Annotated in this window: 12 protein-coding genes and 1 tRNA gene; 5 read left to right on the forward strand and 8 right to left on the reverse strand. The window is 49.1% G+C overall.

What is annotated here, in order from left to right:
- Window positions 1-39 precede the first annotated feature (39 nt).
- Window positions 40-963, forward strand: coding sequence for a DNA primase regulatory subunit PriL (priL, locus tag L3N51_RS04965; protein WP_238025884.1), 924 nt, complete (start codon window positions 40-42; stop codon window positions 961-963).
- Here priL and pgsA read toward each other — a convergent pair.
- Window positions 936-1,511, reverse strand: a complete 576-nt coding sequence (gene pgsA / locus L3N51_RS04970) for an archaetidylinositol phosphate synthase (protein WP_238025838.1) — start codon at window positions 1,509-1,511, stop codon at window positions 936-938. The two genes, priL and pgsA, sit on opposite strands and share 28 nt — an antisense overlap.
- A 48-nt stretch (window positions 1,512-1,559) precedes the next feature.
- Between pgsA and L3N51_RS04975 the strand changes: the two genes are divergently transcribed.
- The 3 genes from L3N51_RS04975 (at window position 1,560) to L3N51_RS04985 (ending at window position 2,832) form a co-directional block, all read left to right on the forward strand.
- On the forward strand, window positions 1,560-1,874 hold the full coding sequence (locus L3N51_RS04975) for a hypothetical protein (protein ID WP_012021837.1): 315 nt from the start codon (window positions 1,560-1,562) through the stop codon (window positions 1,872-1,874).
- Window positions 1,875-1,963: 89 nt separating this feature from the next.
- Window positions 1,964-2,392, forward strand: coding sequence for a protein-lysine N-methyltransferase (locus L3N51_RS04980; RefSeq protein ID WP_238025886.1), 429 nt, complete (start codon window positions 1,964-1,966; stop codon window positions 2,390-2,392).
- Window positions 2,389-2,832 carry a DUF2286 domain-containing protein gene (locus L3N51_RS04985; protein WP_238025839.1) on the forward strand — a complete coding sequence of 148 codons (444 nt, stop codon included), beginning with the start codon at window positions 2,389-2,391 and terminating at the stop codon, window positions 2,830-2,832. Before L3N51_RS04980 ends, L3N51_RS04985 begins: the two co-directional genes overlap by 4 nt.
- 75 nt (window positions 2,833-2,907) lie before the next feature.
- On the opposite strand, the gene L3N51_RS04990 is transcribed toward L3N51_RS04985, so the two are convergent.
- Entirely contained in the window at window positions 2,908-5,526 is a 2,619-nt protein-coding gene (locus L3N51_RS04990; protein WP_238025840.1) for a DNA-directed DNA polymerase I, read from the reverse strand.
- A 171-nt stretch (window positions 5,527-5,697) separates the two neighbouring features.
- Window positions 5,698-5,772: transfer RNA gene (locus tag L3N51_RS04995), tRNA-Arg, on the reverse strand.
- 424 nt (window positions 5,773-6,196) lie between these two features.
- On the opposite strand from L3N51_RS04995, the gene L3N51_RS05000 reads away from it, so the two are divergent.
- Entirely contained in the window at window positions 6,197-6,667 is a 471-nt protein-coding gene (locus L3N51_RS05000) for an STK_08120 family protein (protein WP_238025841.1), read from the forward strand.
- Between the two features lie 212 nt (window positions 6,668-6,879).
- Here L3N51_RS05000 and L3N51_RS05005 read toward each other — a convergent pair whose 3' ends face one another.
- From L3N51_RS05005 to nuoK, 5 genes are all read right to left on the reverse strand, one after another.
- Complete coding sequence (locus L3N51_RS05005; protein WP_238025842.1) at window positions 6,880-9,183, reverse strand: hypothetical protein; 2,304 nt, start codon at window positions 9,181-9,183, stop codon at window positions 6,880-6,882.
- A gap of 148 nt (window positions 9,184-9,331) precedes the next feature.
- The gene (locus L3N51_RS05010; protein ID WP_238025843.1) at window positions 9,332-10,357 is read right to left on the reverse strand and encodes an inositol-3-phosphate synthase; all 1,026 of its coding nucleotides are present in this window, start codon (window positions 10,355-10,357) and stop codon (window positions 9,332-9,334) included.
- Entirely contained in the window at window positions 10,354-11,745 is a 1,392-nt protein-coding gene (nuoN, locus tag L3N51_RS05015; protein WP_238025844.1) for an NADH-quinone oxidoreductase subunit NuoN, read from the reverse strand. Before nuoN ends, L3N51_RS05010 begins: the two co-directional genes overlap by 4 nt.
- Window positions 11,745-15,203, reverse strand: a complete 3,459-nt coding sequence (locus L3N51_RS05020) for a proton-conducting transporter membrane subunit (RefSeq protein ID WP_238025846.1) — start codon at window positions 15,201-15,203, stop codon at window positions 11,745-11,747. Before L3N51_RS05020 ends, nuoN begins: the two co-directional genes overlap by 1 nt.
- The gene (gene nuoK / locus L3N51_RS05025) at window positions 15,204-15,494 is read right to left on the reverse strand and encodes an NADH-quinone oxidoreductase subunit NuoK (protein WP_238025847.1); all 291 of its coding nucleotides are present in this window, start codon (window positions 15,492-15,494) and stop codon (window positions 15,204-15,206) included.

The raw sequence follows: 15,494 nt of genomic DNA on the forward strand, positions 1-15,494 counted from the left end.
TCACTTATTAAAGGAATTCACAAATACTCCATTGAATTGGTGCTTGACTACAACAAGTATCCCTTCATGGTTTCTGTGGACGAGGTAATAAAAAGGGAGAACGCGGTAGACCTTTATACCCTTCTCACTACGGACGGAAGGGCCATAAGAGATGCCAAGAGCAGGATAAGGGACATAGTCACGGGAAAGGAGGTTAAGAGGCTAAAGGAGTACACCTCTCCCCAGCTGACGTTCTTTGCAGAGCTCCTGGTCCTAGGAGTGTTAAACGACAGGAGAACCACTGAGAGGGTTCTGAGAAGGGAGGTGGAACTCTTCATGAAGGACCTTCAGAAGGAGGAGGATGGGGATCTCCTAGCCGTCTTCAAGTGGTTAGGACTTAACGTCAGGCTTTCCTCCCTGAAGTATCACGAGAGAGTCAAGGGGGACAGGACGGTGACCAAGAAGCTGGACTACGCCCTCCATTTCCTGGAGTATCTGAGGGCCATAAAGGGGAGTAAGGACCTCTCCCTGACACAGAGAATAGTACACGGAGGATACGTGTACATGGATAGACCAACTCTACTCAGGTTGTTGGGCTTCAACCTCCTGAGAAGGTTAAGGGAAACCGTGAAGCCCATTCCCATGGAGGAAGTCCCTGAAACGCTAGTGGACATAATAATGATGAGGGGTGGAAAAACTCCCCCATGTATAAGGGCACTCCAGGAGAAGAGGGAAAGAACCCCACAGGAGGCCCTGGTTCTGGCAGTTTATATGGCCAACACGGGATCCAGCATAGACTCCATAGCCCTGGTCCTGGAGAAAAGCGGGGACGAGAACCCCATGGAACAGGTCATGAAGATCTTCAGGGAAAAGATTGTGGTGTACTCCTGTCCAAAAATGAAGGAGCTTGGGTTGTGCGTTTCTGACTGTAAGACTAGATCTCCCCTGCAGTTCTATTACGGGAGCGCCGACATTACCAAGTGAAATCTCTGGCCTAAAGTTACCAGGGATGCCACCAGCAACCCGTAAAAAAGCACAGTTGATACTACAGGTACCAGGGGTAGAAAGAGAAGAATTAATCCCACCAGGATCAACCTCTCCCCCCTCTCTATCAGTCCCTTCCCCTCTGCCTTTATCCCCAGTGACTCTGCCTTGGCTCTCAGATAGGATATGGTCAGGGAGATCCCCACGAGCAGTGCGGTAAATATGGAAGGGAAACCTAGCAGAACAAGGGAGGCTATGAACACGGTGTCCTCAAGCCTGTCAAAGGAGGAGTCCAGAAAGCTACCCTTTGGCCCCGCAAGGCCCCTCATTCTGGCCACCTCTCCGTCAAGGGCATCAAACAGGGAAGAGATAGCTAAGGTCACCAGACCAAGAAGGGGATTTCTGGTGAAATAGATCACCCCTAGATAAACCAGGGAAAGGGCCAGCCCCATAGTCGTGACCTGATTTCCCGTGAAGCCTGCCTTCACCAGGACAGAAGCCATTGGCCTGAGAACCTTCTTGGATGCACTTCTCAGATTTGTAATCATGGTACCACTACCGTTTTAAGCTGTGGAGTACGTTGAGAGTTGGTCACAATGAAAGCTAAAAAACTGATCCTAGTCACATCTGAATCCCACCCAAATCACAAGGGTTTTCTAAGCATAGCGGAGTCCATAGCAAAGGAGTTCAACCTGGAACTGGAAACCAAGTTGGAGGACTACGCATTTCTCTCAGACTACGGGGAGAAGGACGAGTTTGGGATGAGCTGGTTACCTCAACTTCTGGTTCAGCTGGAGGACGGAAGGATCTATCCAATCCTGACTCAAATGCCCATTGGCAAGGACATAAAGCCGGATCCCGAGGCAGGAAGGCAAGAGGCAATTAACAAAATTAAAAATCTGGTCTCATGAACATTACCTTAGTGAGATAATTGAGCACACCACATAGGGAGATTCCACACGTTCCATATGTGCCAACTCCAGAGAAGGTAGTGCTGAAAATGCTGGAGGTTGCCAAGGTAGGTCCTGAAGACATTGTTTATGACCTGGGATGCGGTGATGGGAGGATAATCATTGCTGCGGTCAAGAATTTTGGGGCCAAGAAGGCTGTGGGAGTTGACTTAAGCGACGAAAGACTCAAGGAAGCGGAACAGAACGCCATTCAGAACGGAGTTAAGGATAAGATTGAGTTGAGGAAGAACAACTTTCTGGACGAGGACGTATCTGACGCCACTGTTGTTACCCTCTTCCTCCTGACCAATGCCAACGAACTGCTGAAACCCAAGTTTGAGAAGGAGCTCAAGCCTGGAACGAGGGTTGTTTCCCACGAATTTGAAATGAAGGGCTGGAAGCCAAAGGAGGTCATCAAGGTGGAGGACGGTAACATGCACCACTTGGTTTACCTTTACGTAATAGGTGAGCATCAGTGAAGGTCCTCGTGCTTAAGAGCGAGTCGGGAAAGGTTACCTCTGACAGTGTTGAGGAAGGGGAAATAGGTGAAGTTGTCAGGAAAACAGCAGAGAGAGCACTTAAGGAGTGGAATGAGCTCACCTCCGACTTCATCATCATGAGAGATTCTCAGGAGGCCAGGATACCATTACCCCTTAAACCTGACATGTATGAGAAGATGAAGAATTTCCTTACGGGAAAGGACAAGACTTCTGCCATACTAAAGTTGCCAATTTTCATCATAAGCTTTGAGAACCAGTGGAAAGAGGAGAACTTCCAGGATAAGAGGGTGTACGTCATCTCCTATTATATAAATGATGAACTGAAAAAGGAATTGACGGATTACGCAGCGCAGGTTACTTCAGAGGAAGAGGAGAAAGAGGAAGAAATGGAAGAAGAGGACGAGGACTTAGAGGAGTAAAAGTGGCGATGTTTTTGAACTTGCAGGTCTCAACATGATTGTAAAATCCTGTTGAGGCGCGTTAACACTTCCACCTCAAGTCTTGAAGAAAGCGTCTATGGACGTTGTTGACTCGATCCTATCCCAGCTCACATTGAAGCTCTTCAACAACTGCTCAAAGGTGCTTCTCACACTCTCGTAATATTTATCCACGTCAATTTCCGAAAGCTTGGCTAACTGAACAGGTTTCACTCCCTCCTTCGTTTTCACCTTCACGAAACTGATTATATCCCTTGACATGACCTGTACGTTCATCTCCGCCAACTGGGCTGCAGCCTTAACGTGTTGCGGAGTGTTCTTCTCGTATGACTTCACGTCCCTGGATAGCATTACCCTGAAAGCTAGCTCGTCAAGGTTATACTCCTTCATCTTCAGTTTCCTGTACACTTCCTTGACCTGAGCCGTGAGGTCCTGGATAGCCTTCTCCAGCTCCTCCTGTGTCTGGACCTTGGCAAGTCTAGCCTTAGCCTCATTAAAGGCCTGCTTCAGGAACTCGGGGGTGTTCCTTTTCTTGGCCAGCATGCCCTTTATGTCAACCTTGGAATCCTTGAATACACCAAAATAGTTCTTCTTCAGCCCGGAGAAAGCAATGAACCTGTAGGTTTTGTCCACCTCAAGATCAAGGCCAAAGTTTTGTCTGGTCCACTCCACCAGCTTATCCAGTTTTTCCTTGTCCGGCTGATGAATGAAGAGAGAATCGGTGTCCCCATACACTACCTTAAGCCCCAGTTTATTGGCCATTTCCTTTGTGGACGTGATCACATACCTACCAAGGGCTGTAACGCTCTCGGCAACTGCAGGGGCATAAAGGGGGAAAGTTTCTGCGCCGAACACGCCGTAGGTCGCATTGATGAACACCTTCATACCCCTCTGTACCACGTCGTAGAGCATCTTCCTTTCCTCGTCAATATTACTCTGCTTCCCCTTCTTCTTGTAGATCTTTACCCTAAAGTCCCTAAGCAGTCCCGTGACCACCGCAGTTATTCCTGGCCTATCCACGCATACCTCGTGGATCTTGGCACCACTTTCGTCCCTTATATCCCTCTTCTTATTACATTCCTTCACGTCAACGGTTTCGTAACTCAGGTTCCAGTTCCTGATGATTGAGGGGTACAGTGAGGCGAAGTCCAGAACTACAACGTCAAAGTAAACTCCCACAGGTGGATCTATCACCACCGCTCCCTTGTACCCCTTACCCTTGATAATTGCAGCTGTCTTGAGCCCAGAGGAACGCTCGAGGATTTCCTCCTTGAGGGGGATCAACCAGTTCCTCTTCCTGTGCTCCCAGTAATAGAGGTTCTTAACCCAAGCTGATATTTCAGTTCTGGTCAGCTCCTCAATGCCCAGTTTGGATATCCTAGAGAACAGGACAATGAGCTTCCACACCAGTTCGTTATTGAACGTGGTCAGTTTCAGTGTGATTTCCGAGTCCCTGTAGTTGTACTCCACGAGTTTAGACGCATTGAGGTCGCTGATGGACTCGTCCAGCTTAACCTTGGAGAGCCCCAGAAGGGCTTGCGCCACCGTGTCAAGGTTGTATTCCGAGTACCTCCCCTCGAATGCATAGTTCCTGACTGCCTTATTGAAGAAGAACCTGTACAGATCTATGTGAAATCCATACCTGAACTTGGCATCGGGTTTCTTCCCAAAACCCGAAATCTCAAAGGGAATTTCCTCCGGAAAGAGGCCGAGCTTCAAACCTCTAAATATGAGATAGGGGACATCGAAGTCGTCGCCGTTGAAGGTAAGAACCATGGGATAGTCCTTGAGGACCTCAAACAACCTGGAGAGAAGCTCCTTCTCGGTGTTGAAAACCTCGACTTTCACCTCCTGGTTCTGTATGGGACCCTCTCCCCTATCCAGCACCAGAACCAGCTTAAGGCCATCGCTCCCTGCAAGTGCCACGCTTATCACTGGGTACTCAGCCTTGGTTGGGTCGGGCACCCTACCCATCATGGGAGTATATACTTCTATATCCAACGCTACCCTCTTCACTGACGGAATCTCGGACTCGAAAAGTGGGGCCCAGTCTAGTGCCATCTCCTGGGCTATCTGATCTGCGTCCTTGAATGCCTCCTTCACTTCCCTGGCGTCAACCTCTGGCTTAAGGGGAACAAGCCTCCCCTTCTTTACCACGTAGGGCATCCCCGGTATAAGGCTGAAATCGTAAATGTAATTGTTAAAATACTTAATATGTGCCTCATAAGCCCTTGGAACGTGATCCCTCAGCCGTCTGACGGCAAGTGGATCGTTCACCACAATCTTGGTCAGGTTGATGGGTTTCCAAGTGTAGGGATCTATCTTGACGATCCTTTCTATTCTAACAAAGGATTCATCCTTCACGATCTTGGGTATTTTCTGAATCTGATCAGGTTCTAGGTCCACAAGGAAGTACGATTTGTGACCCGTATTATCGTAAAGAACGTGTAGCTCACCCGTCTCAGGATCATAAAGCTTGCACAGTGCCTTACCCGCTTTACCGTCATAGTCCACAGATAGAAGAAAGTATCTCCTCTCCTCCTGAGCCTGTTTGACTGCTTCCTGCCTGATTCTGGCTGGCCTCTCTAGGACCCTCTCCTCCTGTTTTTCCTCTTGCTTGACGGGTTCCTCCTTCTTGACTATCGAGAAGTCAGTAAGGGTGAGCTGTCTAGCCATTATAATTATATCCCCTCAAAGTTCTTTAAACCTTAGAGGTTAAGAGGGACTAGAGGAAAAAGGGAGATCCGTCTTAGGGTAATCCTGTTTTCAGCTGATTTGAAAAACTCTAGAAAGTGATTCCATGACCACAAGGGCAGAGATCCAATAAAGTGAGGAGGTTATCCTCAGCGGACCCGCCGGGATTTGAACCCGGGACCTAAGGCTCCGCAGGCCTTCGCTCTGTCCTGGCTGAGCCACGGGTCCTTTCCTTCCACTGTGGGGGCTCTGTCCCCACATCCCCATTTCTCCTTGCAGAAAGATAAAAGTTTACCATACCAATTGAGGAAGTGAGATACCCTTTTCCCTCACCGTTCATATCTCTTAAACATAAACGTTGTACCTCTATTTTCTCTCGCGAAAGATCATGTCATGATCTTTATATCCCTTCATTTCTAGGCCAAGTATTGTATCAATTAACGTTTACGTTTCAGTGATTTAAGAACAATGACAATCCGAGGTAGCCTTGCCTTACCTGAATCTGTACACTCTCAATTAAACCGAAGACTGTTACCACGGCACCATGAGTGTGACTCAACCTTAATACTGTGCCATACCCCATCCCTGAACTTAATATACTTTCTTGACCAATAAGGGGAAAATTTAAAAGATTACTTTATAAAACATACTTGTGAAGATTTCGGTTTCAGTTCAGAGCAAACATGAGCCAGATATAATAATAGCGCTGTTCTCTGACCCAAAGTTCTTCTTTGAAATGCTTCTACAATTCAAAATAATGGAGTTTGAAAATCAAAACAACTTCTTCATTTACGGAGAGCTAACTTCACTTTTCTCCCTTGTTGACATAGAAGCTAAAGTTACTAGGTACGTTTCCCATGCTGGGGTTATTTATGTTCTTAACGTGGCTCCTAGACTAGTTAAGCTACCGCCTGGAAAGGAACTTGATAGATCCTTCAAACCTACCCCACCAAAGGGTAACGGTAAGATTACTGTGAACAGAGCGGGTTCCTCAATCAATGTTGAATTCGACTACGAGGGAGAGAGGGAGAAAATGGTTGTTAACTCTCTTACAAAAAGATTTAAGTCCCTGAGGAACCTTGACGATGTTATCTGGAAGGAAAGAGTTTCGAGACATTTATAAGAATTAAGTGGCTTGATTTAGGTAATTGGACCTGGTAATTTGTATACAAGAACTAATTGGATACGGTTAACGTAAAGTGCATACATCTATGGCGCAGTTTAAAGCGGATAAAACGAGTATATTGAGAAAGTTTCTAGATAGAGGATAAAAAAGAATATTGTTATACAGGATCTTGGTTAATAATAGCCCGAACCTCCTGAGGAAGTTCCTGATTATGTCATTGTAGAGCTTGACATTATCTCAGGCAATGTTAACACCCAGGGTACTGGCTTAACGAAGGACAGATTCACTACCACTCCGTTACCCACCAGTAGTGGGTCGTGGAATATGTAAGTGTTCATTCCGTTCTTGGAACCCCATGTCCACATCTGCGCTCCCATACTTGGAGTAGTGATGATGGTAATGAAGGGCTTTGACGCTGTGTAAGAGAACGTCACGTTACCATTTACCGCATATGCAAATACCAGTGAAGGTACCTGTCCGGACTCGGGTGAGGTGACGTTCTGCGGAGCGTAGAACACAACTGAGAAGTTATAGTTACTGAGCTGTCCCACAGGTGTACTTATTGTGGTACCGGGCTGAACCACGGTGATTATATTCCCTGCAACTATGACTCCTCCCTGCTGGGAGTTGATAACCTCAGTGTAAGCATTAATGGGCGTGAGACCGTAAACCGTGGATACCTGCACAGAGGACTGAGGTGCTACTGGTCCCTGTGGTGTCTCACCGGCCTCGAATATCCATATTACAGGCTTGAAGAACTGGGTGTTCACCATAACGCCGTTACCGTATATCCAGTGATCCGCGAACTTGTATGACCCTCCGACGTAAGTGGTACCGTTAAATTTGCCACCGAACCAAGTCCAACTTGTCCACGTGTTTGGTGCGTACACCACGGTTATTGCTGGATCTGGTCCTTTAGTGCTGTTCACCAGAGAGTATGCTGGTGATATTTGCCCGTTGATTGCAAAGGCAAACGCGTAGGTTGGGGTTAGGTTGTTGTAGTCCGGTGCTGGAGGCAGCACTGCCTGGGTGCTGAGTAGAATGAGTGAGAAGTTGTAAAGGCTCGACATATTTCCATTGGGCAGTAGAGCGTAAGTTCCGGGCTTGACTATAGTCATCACAGGTCCAACCTTGAGAATTGCCCCCTGAGTAGCGTTGACTGTAACTGTTTGCTCACCTATCACGTTGAACGTGGGAGTATTGAGGTTGTAGTACACGGTATCACTCATTGTTGGTACTTGTGTTACAGTCCATGTCTGCTTCACTATCTGCCATTCACCAGCAGTGGAGTTGTACATGAGATAGGATACCATATTTACGTGAATATCATATATTCCAGGGAATCCAGGCTGTCCCTGATTCACGAACAGCATGAACGGTGTGTCGTTGGCTACGACCTCTGCCATTCCTGGATTGGTGGAGTTAAGTATCACGTGAACTTGCAGAGGAATTGCAGTACCATTGGGCAGTAGGTTCTGGGAGTACTCCATCACGAATATGGAGTAGTTGTCCCATGTGTTAAAGAAGTTCTCTATTGAGGAGAGGCCAGAGTATGTTCCGTTCATGAGACCTGGAGGCAGTTGGCCTGTGATGGTGAGGGTAGCGCCAGGTGAGAAGTACTGGGCCGTGACTTGACCTGGGAACTCCGCTCCCATACCGTTAATCTCAGATAGCACCTCTGAGAGGGCGGTCCACTGGGCTAGGGCATGCTGGGATGGATAACCCGCTATCACGGTGGAGGGCGGTACTTCATTTCCCATCCACGTTAACTTGGTGATCAGGGGAGTTCCCTGTATGTACTGGACAGTGAGAGTTATTGACGCATTGAACACCTGCAGATAGATGGGATCGTTGGTGGGAGCAACGAAGTACTGTATCACGGTAGATATCTGGTAGGTGTTATTGTTCATGGGAGTTATGGTGGGCAGGGCGGTGGTGTAGAAGTAGACAGTCTCGTAGTTGCTGAAGAAGGAGCTCAACCATGTCTGATTGAAGGAGCTGTAGGAGTAGGTTCCGGGGAAGGGTGTACCCATTATAGTGGCGGAGAAGTTGGTGGCCAGGTAGGGAGTTACGTCAGCAAAGCTCTCAATAGCTATTCCATCCCAGAATTTGAATGCCGTATCCAGCGCTGCTCCCTCCTTGTAGGAGGCACCGCCTGTACTAATCTGAGATAGAAGTTGTTGATACATTTGTTTGTACATGGTGTAATTGCTCTCCGCCTGGTTGAACATGGAGAGATACATCATGTAGAGGTTAGCGTACTTTGAGGCATTTTGCTCAGCGGAGGCTAGCTGTGCCTTGTAAGTCTGCAGGGATGAGTTGAGGGACGCTATCTCTGAGGAAAGGGAGGAGATGGTCTTGTTCTGTTGACTTACCGTGCTCTGGAGGGATGAGTAGGAACTTTGAAGAGAGGCTAGAGATCCCGATGCAGTTGAGTATTCGTAAAAACCGACCACTGAAGCTATGAGGAGGACTATTATGGCTATGGAGAATCCTACAATTTTACCATCCATATTAGATCTAACTGCACGTCTTGAAAAGGCTTAAAAAGGATTTACCCAAATCTCGTTTTTCCTCATTGTGAAAAACCTGAATAGAAAAGTCTGTCAGGAGATCAGACCTCACACGGAAACCATCACATATCAGGCCGGGGTTCACTCATCACTTCAGGGCTTGAAGGAAACTGATGAGGCGAGCCCTAGTATCTCCACTCACTTTACCGTTATACCCCTTAAAGTAATGGGAGCATACCTGAGGTGGAGATCCTCCTATTCCCTTCTCCTTCAGTATCTTGGCCAGCCTTATCAGGTCTAAGAGGGGAGCCACAGCGTTGGGGCCGTCAAGGCTCTTCATGGAGACATCTATTCTCACCTTCGCACCCAGGGCGTACTCTCCCTCAATCACCATGTAACTCACCCTTCTGTCCCCAAGGAACTCTACGTAATCCGAGGTTCCAGCTACCACCTCCACACCGTCCTGTTGGCTGGATATGTAGGAGGATTTAATCCTCTTCTTGAGCTCCTTTCTTGAGTCCTCAAGGGTAACAAGGGTCTCCGTGGTACCCGAGATATCTATCTGATAGGATCTGGTAACCTTAACTCCCCTCTCCGTAAGGAAGTTGATTATCCCAGCATGTAGAGCAGTTCCACCTATCTGACTTATTAGATCGTCCCCGAGAAGCGGTAACCCTGCGGACCTGAACTTCTCTCCGAATAGTTCCACCAGGGGAGCTGGGGAAGCGTTAACCAGGGAAGAGCCTGCCTCCAACGAAGTGGTGGCGTAATACTCACTTGCCCTCTCAACTCCTGTTGGTAAAAGGTTAACCACTACATCGACCCTGTTCTCCTTAAGAACTGACTTGACGTCAACCGGTTTCTCCTTGGACTCCTCTATTACCCTTCCCAGAATTCCTTCGACTCCATCGAGGGTAGGTCCCCTCAACACAATCACATCTGAATTCACGTCCACATACTTTCCCACGACGTTGGGTTTCTCGAAGATGGCCTGAGATAGTCTCTTGCCCACCTTTCTCTCGTCAATGTCAAACGCAGTAACTATCTCTATGTCCTCAGGTTTGTATTCAAGGTCGAGTATTCCTGGTATAACTCCGCCCTGCTTAACGTATTCCACACCCTGAACTAGAGACGACGCTACGTTCCCTACGCCCACTAGACCAACTCTTATCAACCGAACACCACCAGCACCAGGGGAGCCAATATTCCCACTACAATACTGAGAACTGCGGCGATTATAACACTGTTCCTCTCGCCGGACCTTACAACCTTCACTGAACCCTCCCTGAACATCTCCCTGATAACAGGTATATAGTAACCCGCAGACGCTGCACTGTTAATCACGGCTATAACCACTAACCACGGAAGAGAATAGGCAGACTCGAACAGGAACAGTTTCCCCCAGAAACCTAGGATAGGGGGTATTCCCAGTAAGCTTAGAAGGAGTATCGTGGATGAGGCAGCTAGGGCTCTATCACCCTTAGCTAGACCCCTGAGGCCCTCCAGATTTGTGGTACCTGTCAGTTTCTCCAAGTGACCTAGGAAGTTGAACAGACCTGCCTGGGCGATAACATAGGCTAGAATTTGAGTGAATATTCCTGCCTCCGCCAGCGCTGTGTTGACCTGAATCACGGCGAAGCCTATGAGTATGAAACCGACCTGGGCGATACTGCTGAAGGAAAGGATGGAGGCGACGTCATTCCTGGAGAAGGCAACTATGTTCCCCACAACCATACTGAGGATCGAGATCGTCACAAACAGCGCTATCACTGCTATTTCCTCCTCATAGCTGGGATCGCCCAGCGTGAGAATCCTGAGAAGGGGTACAATACCCACCAGCTTACCCACGCTGGACACGAAGGAGATGGATCCCCTATCGGCCATGGTGTAAACGTCCGGTAACCAACCCTGGAAGGGAAAGGCCCCTATCTTGAACAGGAAGGACATTGAAAGCAGGGCTATGCCCAGGATCAGAAGGTCAGGGTAACTCAGAGACGAATACGCCAGCGATAGGGTTCCAGTGGCAACAACGTATGCAGCGAAGCCCAGTATCATGAAGGAGGACGAAACAAGGCCCAGGATCAGATACTTCATACCTGCGTCCACTGATTTCCTGTCCTTCCTTAACATGGTGATTGCGTAGGTGGCTGCAGAGGAGATCGCCCAGCCCGTGAGTATTATGAGAACGTCATAGGCAAAGGACATGTAGATCACGCCCAGGTCCGTTAACATCATTAGGGAGAGCATGGAGGACCTTGTCTTCCAATCCCTCATATGTCCTCCCAGTCCTGCAAGGGCTATCAGGGTACCCACCAACGTAACCATGGAAAGAAGGTAACCGGGGACGTCCAGGTACAGGGAGCCAGTGAAAATGGAGTAGCCATACATCCTGAGAATCAGGGAGACGCCAAGAACCACAAGTGAAGCCAGCAGGGTTCCTGCAGTTAACCCCAAGGCGCCCTGATATCCCCTATCATCCTTATCCATGAAGAGAACTGCAATGGAGGAGAAAAGGATGAGGATTGAAGGGATAACGACTGGAAGATATGGAGCTAGGTTCATTAGATCACCCCGAACACTAGGAGAACTATAACCATCAAGAGGATCAGACCACCCACGTAAAGGCCAACATAGTCCCTCAGTAGCCCTGTTTGAATGTCCTTGAAGTACTTGTTGCCGGCTGAGATTAACACGGAGGGAAGCTTCACATTGAGGCCCATATCAATGGTACCGTACTCCAGCGCCCTGTACGTGGCCAGTGCACCCCTATACAGGGAGATGCCTAGCCTATCGAGGGCTGGGTAGATGTACCATCCGTAGTAGAGGAAGTTGATGAGGGGTCTCAATCCAGCGTACTTGGCAAAGTCCCTTGGGGACAGGTACACTGCGACAGCTATGGCTATCCCCACAAGGGAAAGTCCAAGTTCCACCAGGTCCAGCCCGAATCCCACAGCGAAGAAGTGGGATGCCATGAACCCAGTGAGAAGGGAGATTGATGCGCCCAGCCCTATGGACGCCAGCACTAGAACCGTTGGAGAGACCAGCATCTCAGGGTAAACGTGTCCCCTCTCCTCCTCGTGGGACTCTCCTCTCCACAGGAAGGTCTTCATCACATACCTTATGATGTATATCGCCCCCAGAAATTCTAGGAAGAGATAGAACACGTTGAGAGGCGGACTGACAGAGGTCAATGAGGAAATATAGGAGTGTGCCCAGAATCCTATCAGGGGAGGCACGTTGGCAAGGTTAAGTGCAGCTATTAACTGAAGGATAAAGACCCACTTCAATTCCCTGTAAAGCCCTGATGCCGTTCCCATGTACCTCGACTCCGTATAATGGATCACACTACCCGCGTTCATGAACAGGCTAGCCTTGTATATTCCGTGTGCAATCATCTGGATTAGACCAATGGCTATGCCGGAGAAAAGAAGTATTAGATTACCGTCAAGAATTGCTAGAACACCTCCCATGGAGGAGGCGAAAATCATGAGGGAGATCTGATCTGCAGTTGAGTTGGCTAAAACCACCTTCTGCTCATTGGAGACCAGGGCGTTGAAGCTGGTGTAGAGGGCAGTGAAAAGCGATATCCCGGCCATGATGGAGAAGAAGGTCAGGAGGGTGGTCACATCCAGGTTGTTGGCCTGGAAGGCGAGGTAGGGGTAAGTGAGGAAGGTGAACATGGCCCCCAGATTCACCATGGTGGCAGCGTGGATCAGGGCGCTAACTGGGGTTGGACCCGTCATGGCCGTAACCAGCCACTGTGTGAAGGGGAACTGTGCACTCTTTGATAGACCTCCCAGGAAAAGAAGGATCAACATAGCCAACCCAAAGGGGAGAGTAGCCATCTCACCCAGCACCTGGAACACTCCAGGCAGGTTTCCAATCTGCGTGAAAAGAAGGGTGGACCCGCTTAGGGTGGAGGTAGACGTCAGGTAAACGAGATATCCCAAGCCCAGCAGTAAGCCCACGTCCCCAACCCTGGTGAATATCATGGCCCTTATCCCGGAGGTCGTGGGTTTGGATAGGAACTCCACGTTGAACACGAACCTGCCCTTGTCCCCGACCACGTTCTTCTCGTTGTCATCTAACCAGTAACTGATTAGGCCGTATGAGGCCAGGCTAGTTCCCTCCCAGCCGGCCATGAAGAGAAGAACGTTATTGGAGAGAACCACAGCCAACATGGAGGATACGAAGAATCCGAAGAATCCCCAGTACCTCCTCAGTACGTTGTCCTCCCTCATGTAACCCACGCTGTAGATTCCTATGAAGAAGGAGAGGGTTGAGACGAAGACCGCTAGAATTGACTGGAGCAGTGAGGAGCTGAAGGAGAGGTAGCCAAACATGGTGTAGAACTGGGAAGGAACGAAGAACGTTCTGTTCAAAATCAGCGTAGATCCCAGGTTCAGCCAGGCTAGGATCATGCTAATGCCCAGCGTGATGTTAACCATCCACCCCCTCACGTCCCTGCTCAGCTTAGATGTGGTGATCAATGCCAGGAGGGAACCCAGTGCTGGAAGGAAGACTATCAGGGGTAGGTAAAGGTCCTGTCCAGAGACGAACTGTATGAAGTTAACGAGTGACTCCACACTAACCTGCGGGAAGAAGAAGAGGACAACGCTGAGTCCTGCCAGGATAAGCATGGGCACGCTATACTCCGCTATTTTGTCCAGAGACACCGGGTTCTGGGGTTTTCCCGCATACACCTTCTTGAAGAGGTAGGTGGCGTAGGCTGAGGAAAGGCCTATGGCTATGAACAGTCCTATGGCCACAACCAAGAACCAGGAAATGCCCACCCTCTGCACCAGCTCCCCTGTGGCAAAGAGGAGGAGTACCTCGCTTATCAATCCCACCGTGGGAGGTAGACCCAGTATGTTCAGCAGTCCAAAGAACGAAAGAGTGGTGTGAAGAGGCGAACTCTGATATAACCCACCCAGCTTCTCTATGTCCCTCTCGTGGGCCTCAGTTATATTGGCCCCAGCGCTCATGAAGAGAAGCGCCTTTCCAAAGCCATGGGACACGTAAATTAGGACAGAAGCTATTATCCCAAGGGGAAGACTGTTCAAGCTTAAGGTCAATCCCATCAGGAACGCAACCCCAGCTCCAAGCATCATATACCCCATTTGTGAGACGCTGGAGTACGCCAGGAACCTCTTGAAGTCCCTCTGGGCTAACGCATTAATTCCACCGTATATCATGGTGAGGAGAGCCCATCCCACAAAGATGGGAGCGAGGAACTGCATCCCTGGGAACATGTAGAAATAGAGGATGACCACGAATACGCCCAGTCCCACCATGTTGGGGCTAAGTAGCACGGAAATGGGAGTTGGAGCCTCACCGTGAGCGTAGGGTAACCAGACGTTCACTCCAGCCTGTGCTCCCTTGACCATCATTCCCACCACTGCCAGAAGGAAGATGGCCACAGCGTAACCCACAGTGGAGTAATCGTGGAACAGGTTCAGGGCAGAGTAAACGTCCATGGAACCTGTCTCCAGTCCTATCACAATTATTGACGCGAGCAACAGCACTGTACCCACGTGAGTCCAGATGAAGTAGAGTAGACTTATCCTTCTCCTATCTCCGTAGCCGTAGAGCATGATTAGCAGGAAGGAAGTTATCAGGGCAATCTCCAGGAAAATGTAAATCTCCAGGAGGTTGGTGGACAGCACCGTGTAGAGCATTGAGACCGAGAAGAGGGAGTAGAGCCCGAAGAACAGGCCCCAGTTGCCAGAGCCCAGTTCGTGGAACCTTTCCTCCATGTATCTCAGGGAATAGGGGATGGTGAGAATGGTTACCGCAAGAATGGTGATCACGAAGGGAAAGTTCAGGTCCGTCACGGTCAATCCAAAGGAACCAATGGTCTTCGCCACGAAGAAGTTCTCAAACAATCCTCTCCTGAACAGGAAGTATACGTTGAGCGCTATTGCCATTCCCGTCAAGACAGCCGAGGACCTCTTCTCCCTGAGGAAAAACACCAGTGACGAGAGCGCAAGGGAAACCACCAGAAGATAGATGCCCAACATTCACTCCACCTCCAGAGTACCCTTTTGCCTATAATACAGGATCACGGAAGCGAACGCCACCACCACCTCAGTCAGGGCCATACCTATGGCGAACACGGAAAAAATCAGCGGGGTATAGGACTTTCCCGCCAGGGAGGACATGGAGAAGATCAGAAGGATTGAAGCGTTAAGGATAATCTCAGAGGACAGGAGCACCCTTATCACGTTCTTGCTGTTCAGTAGCCCATAGATCCCTATGGCCACCAGAAGGCTCGCCACGACCAGTGCCGTATCCACAACTATGGGGTTCAT

The organism is Metallosphaera javensis (ex Hofmann et al. 2022), assembly GCF_022064045.1.
Classification (GTDB): domain Archaea; phylum Thermoproteota; class Thermoprotei_A; order Sulfolobales; family Sulfolobaceae; genus Metallosphaera; species Metallosphaera javensis.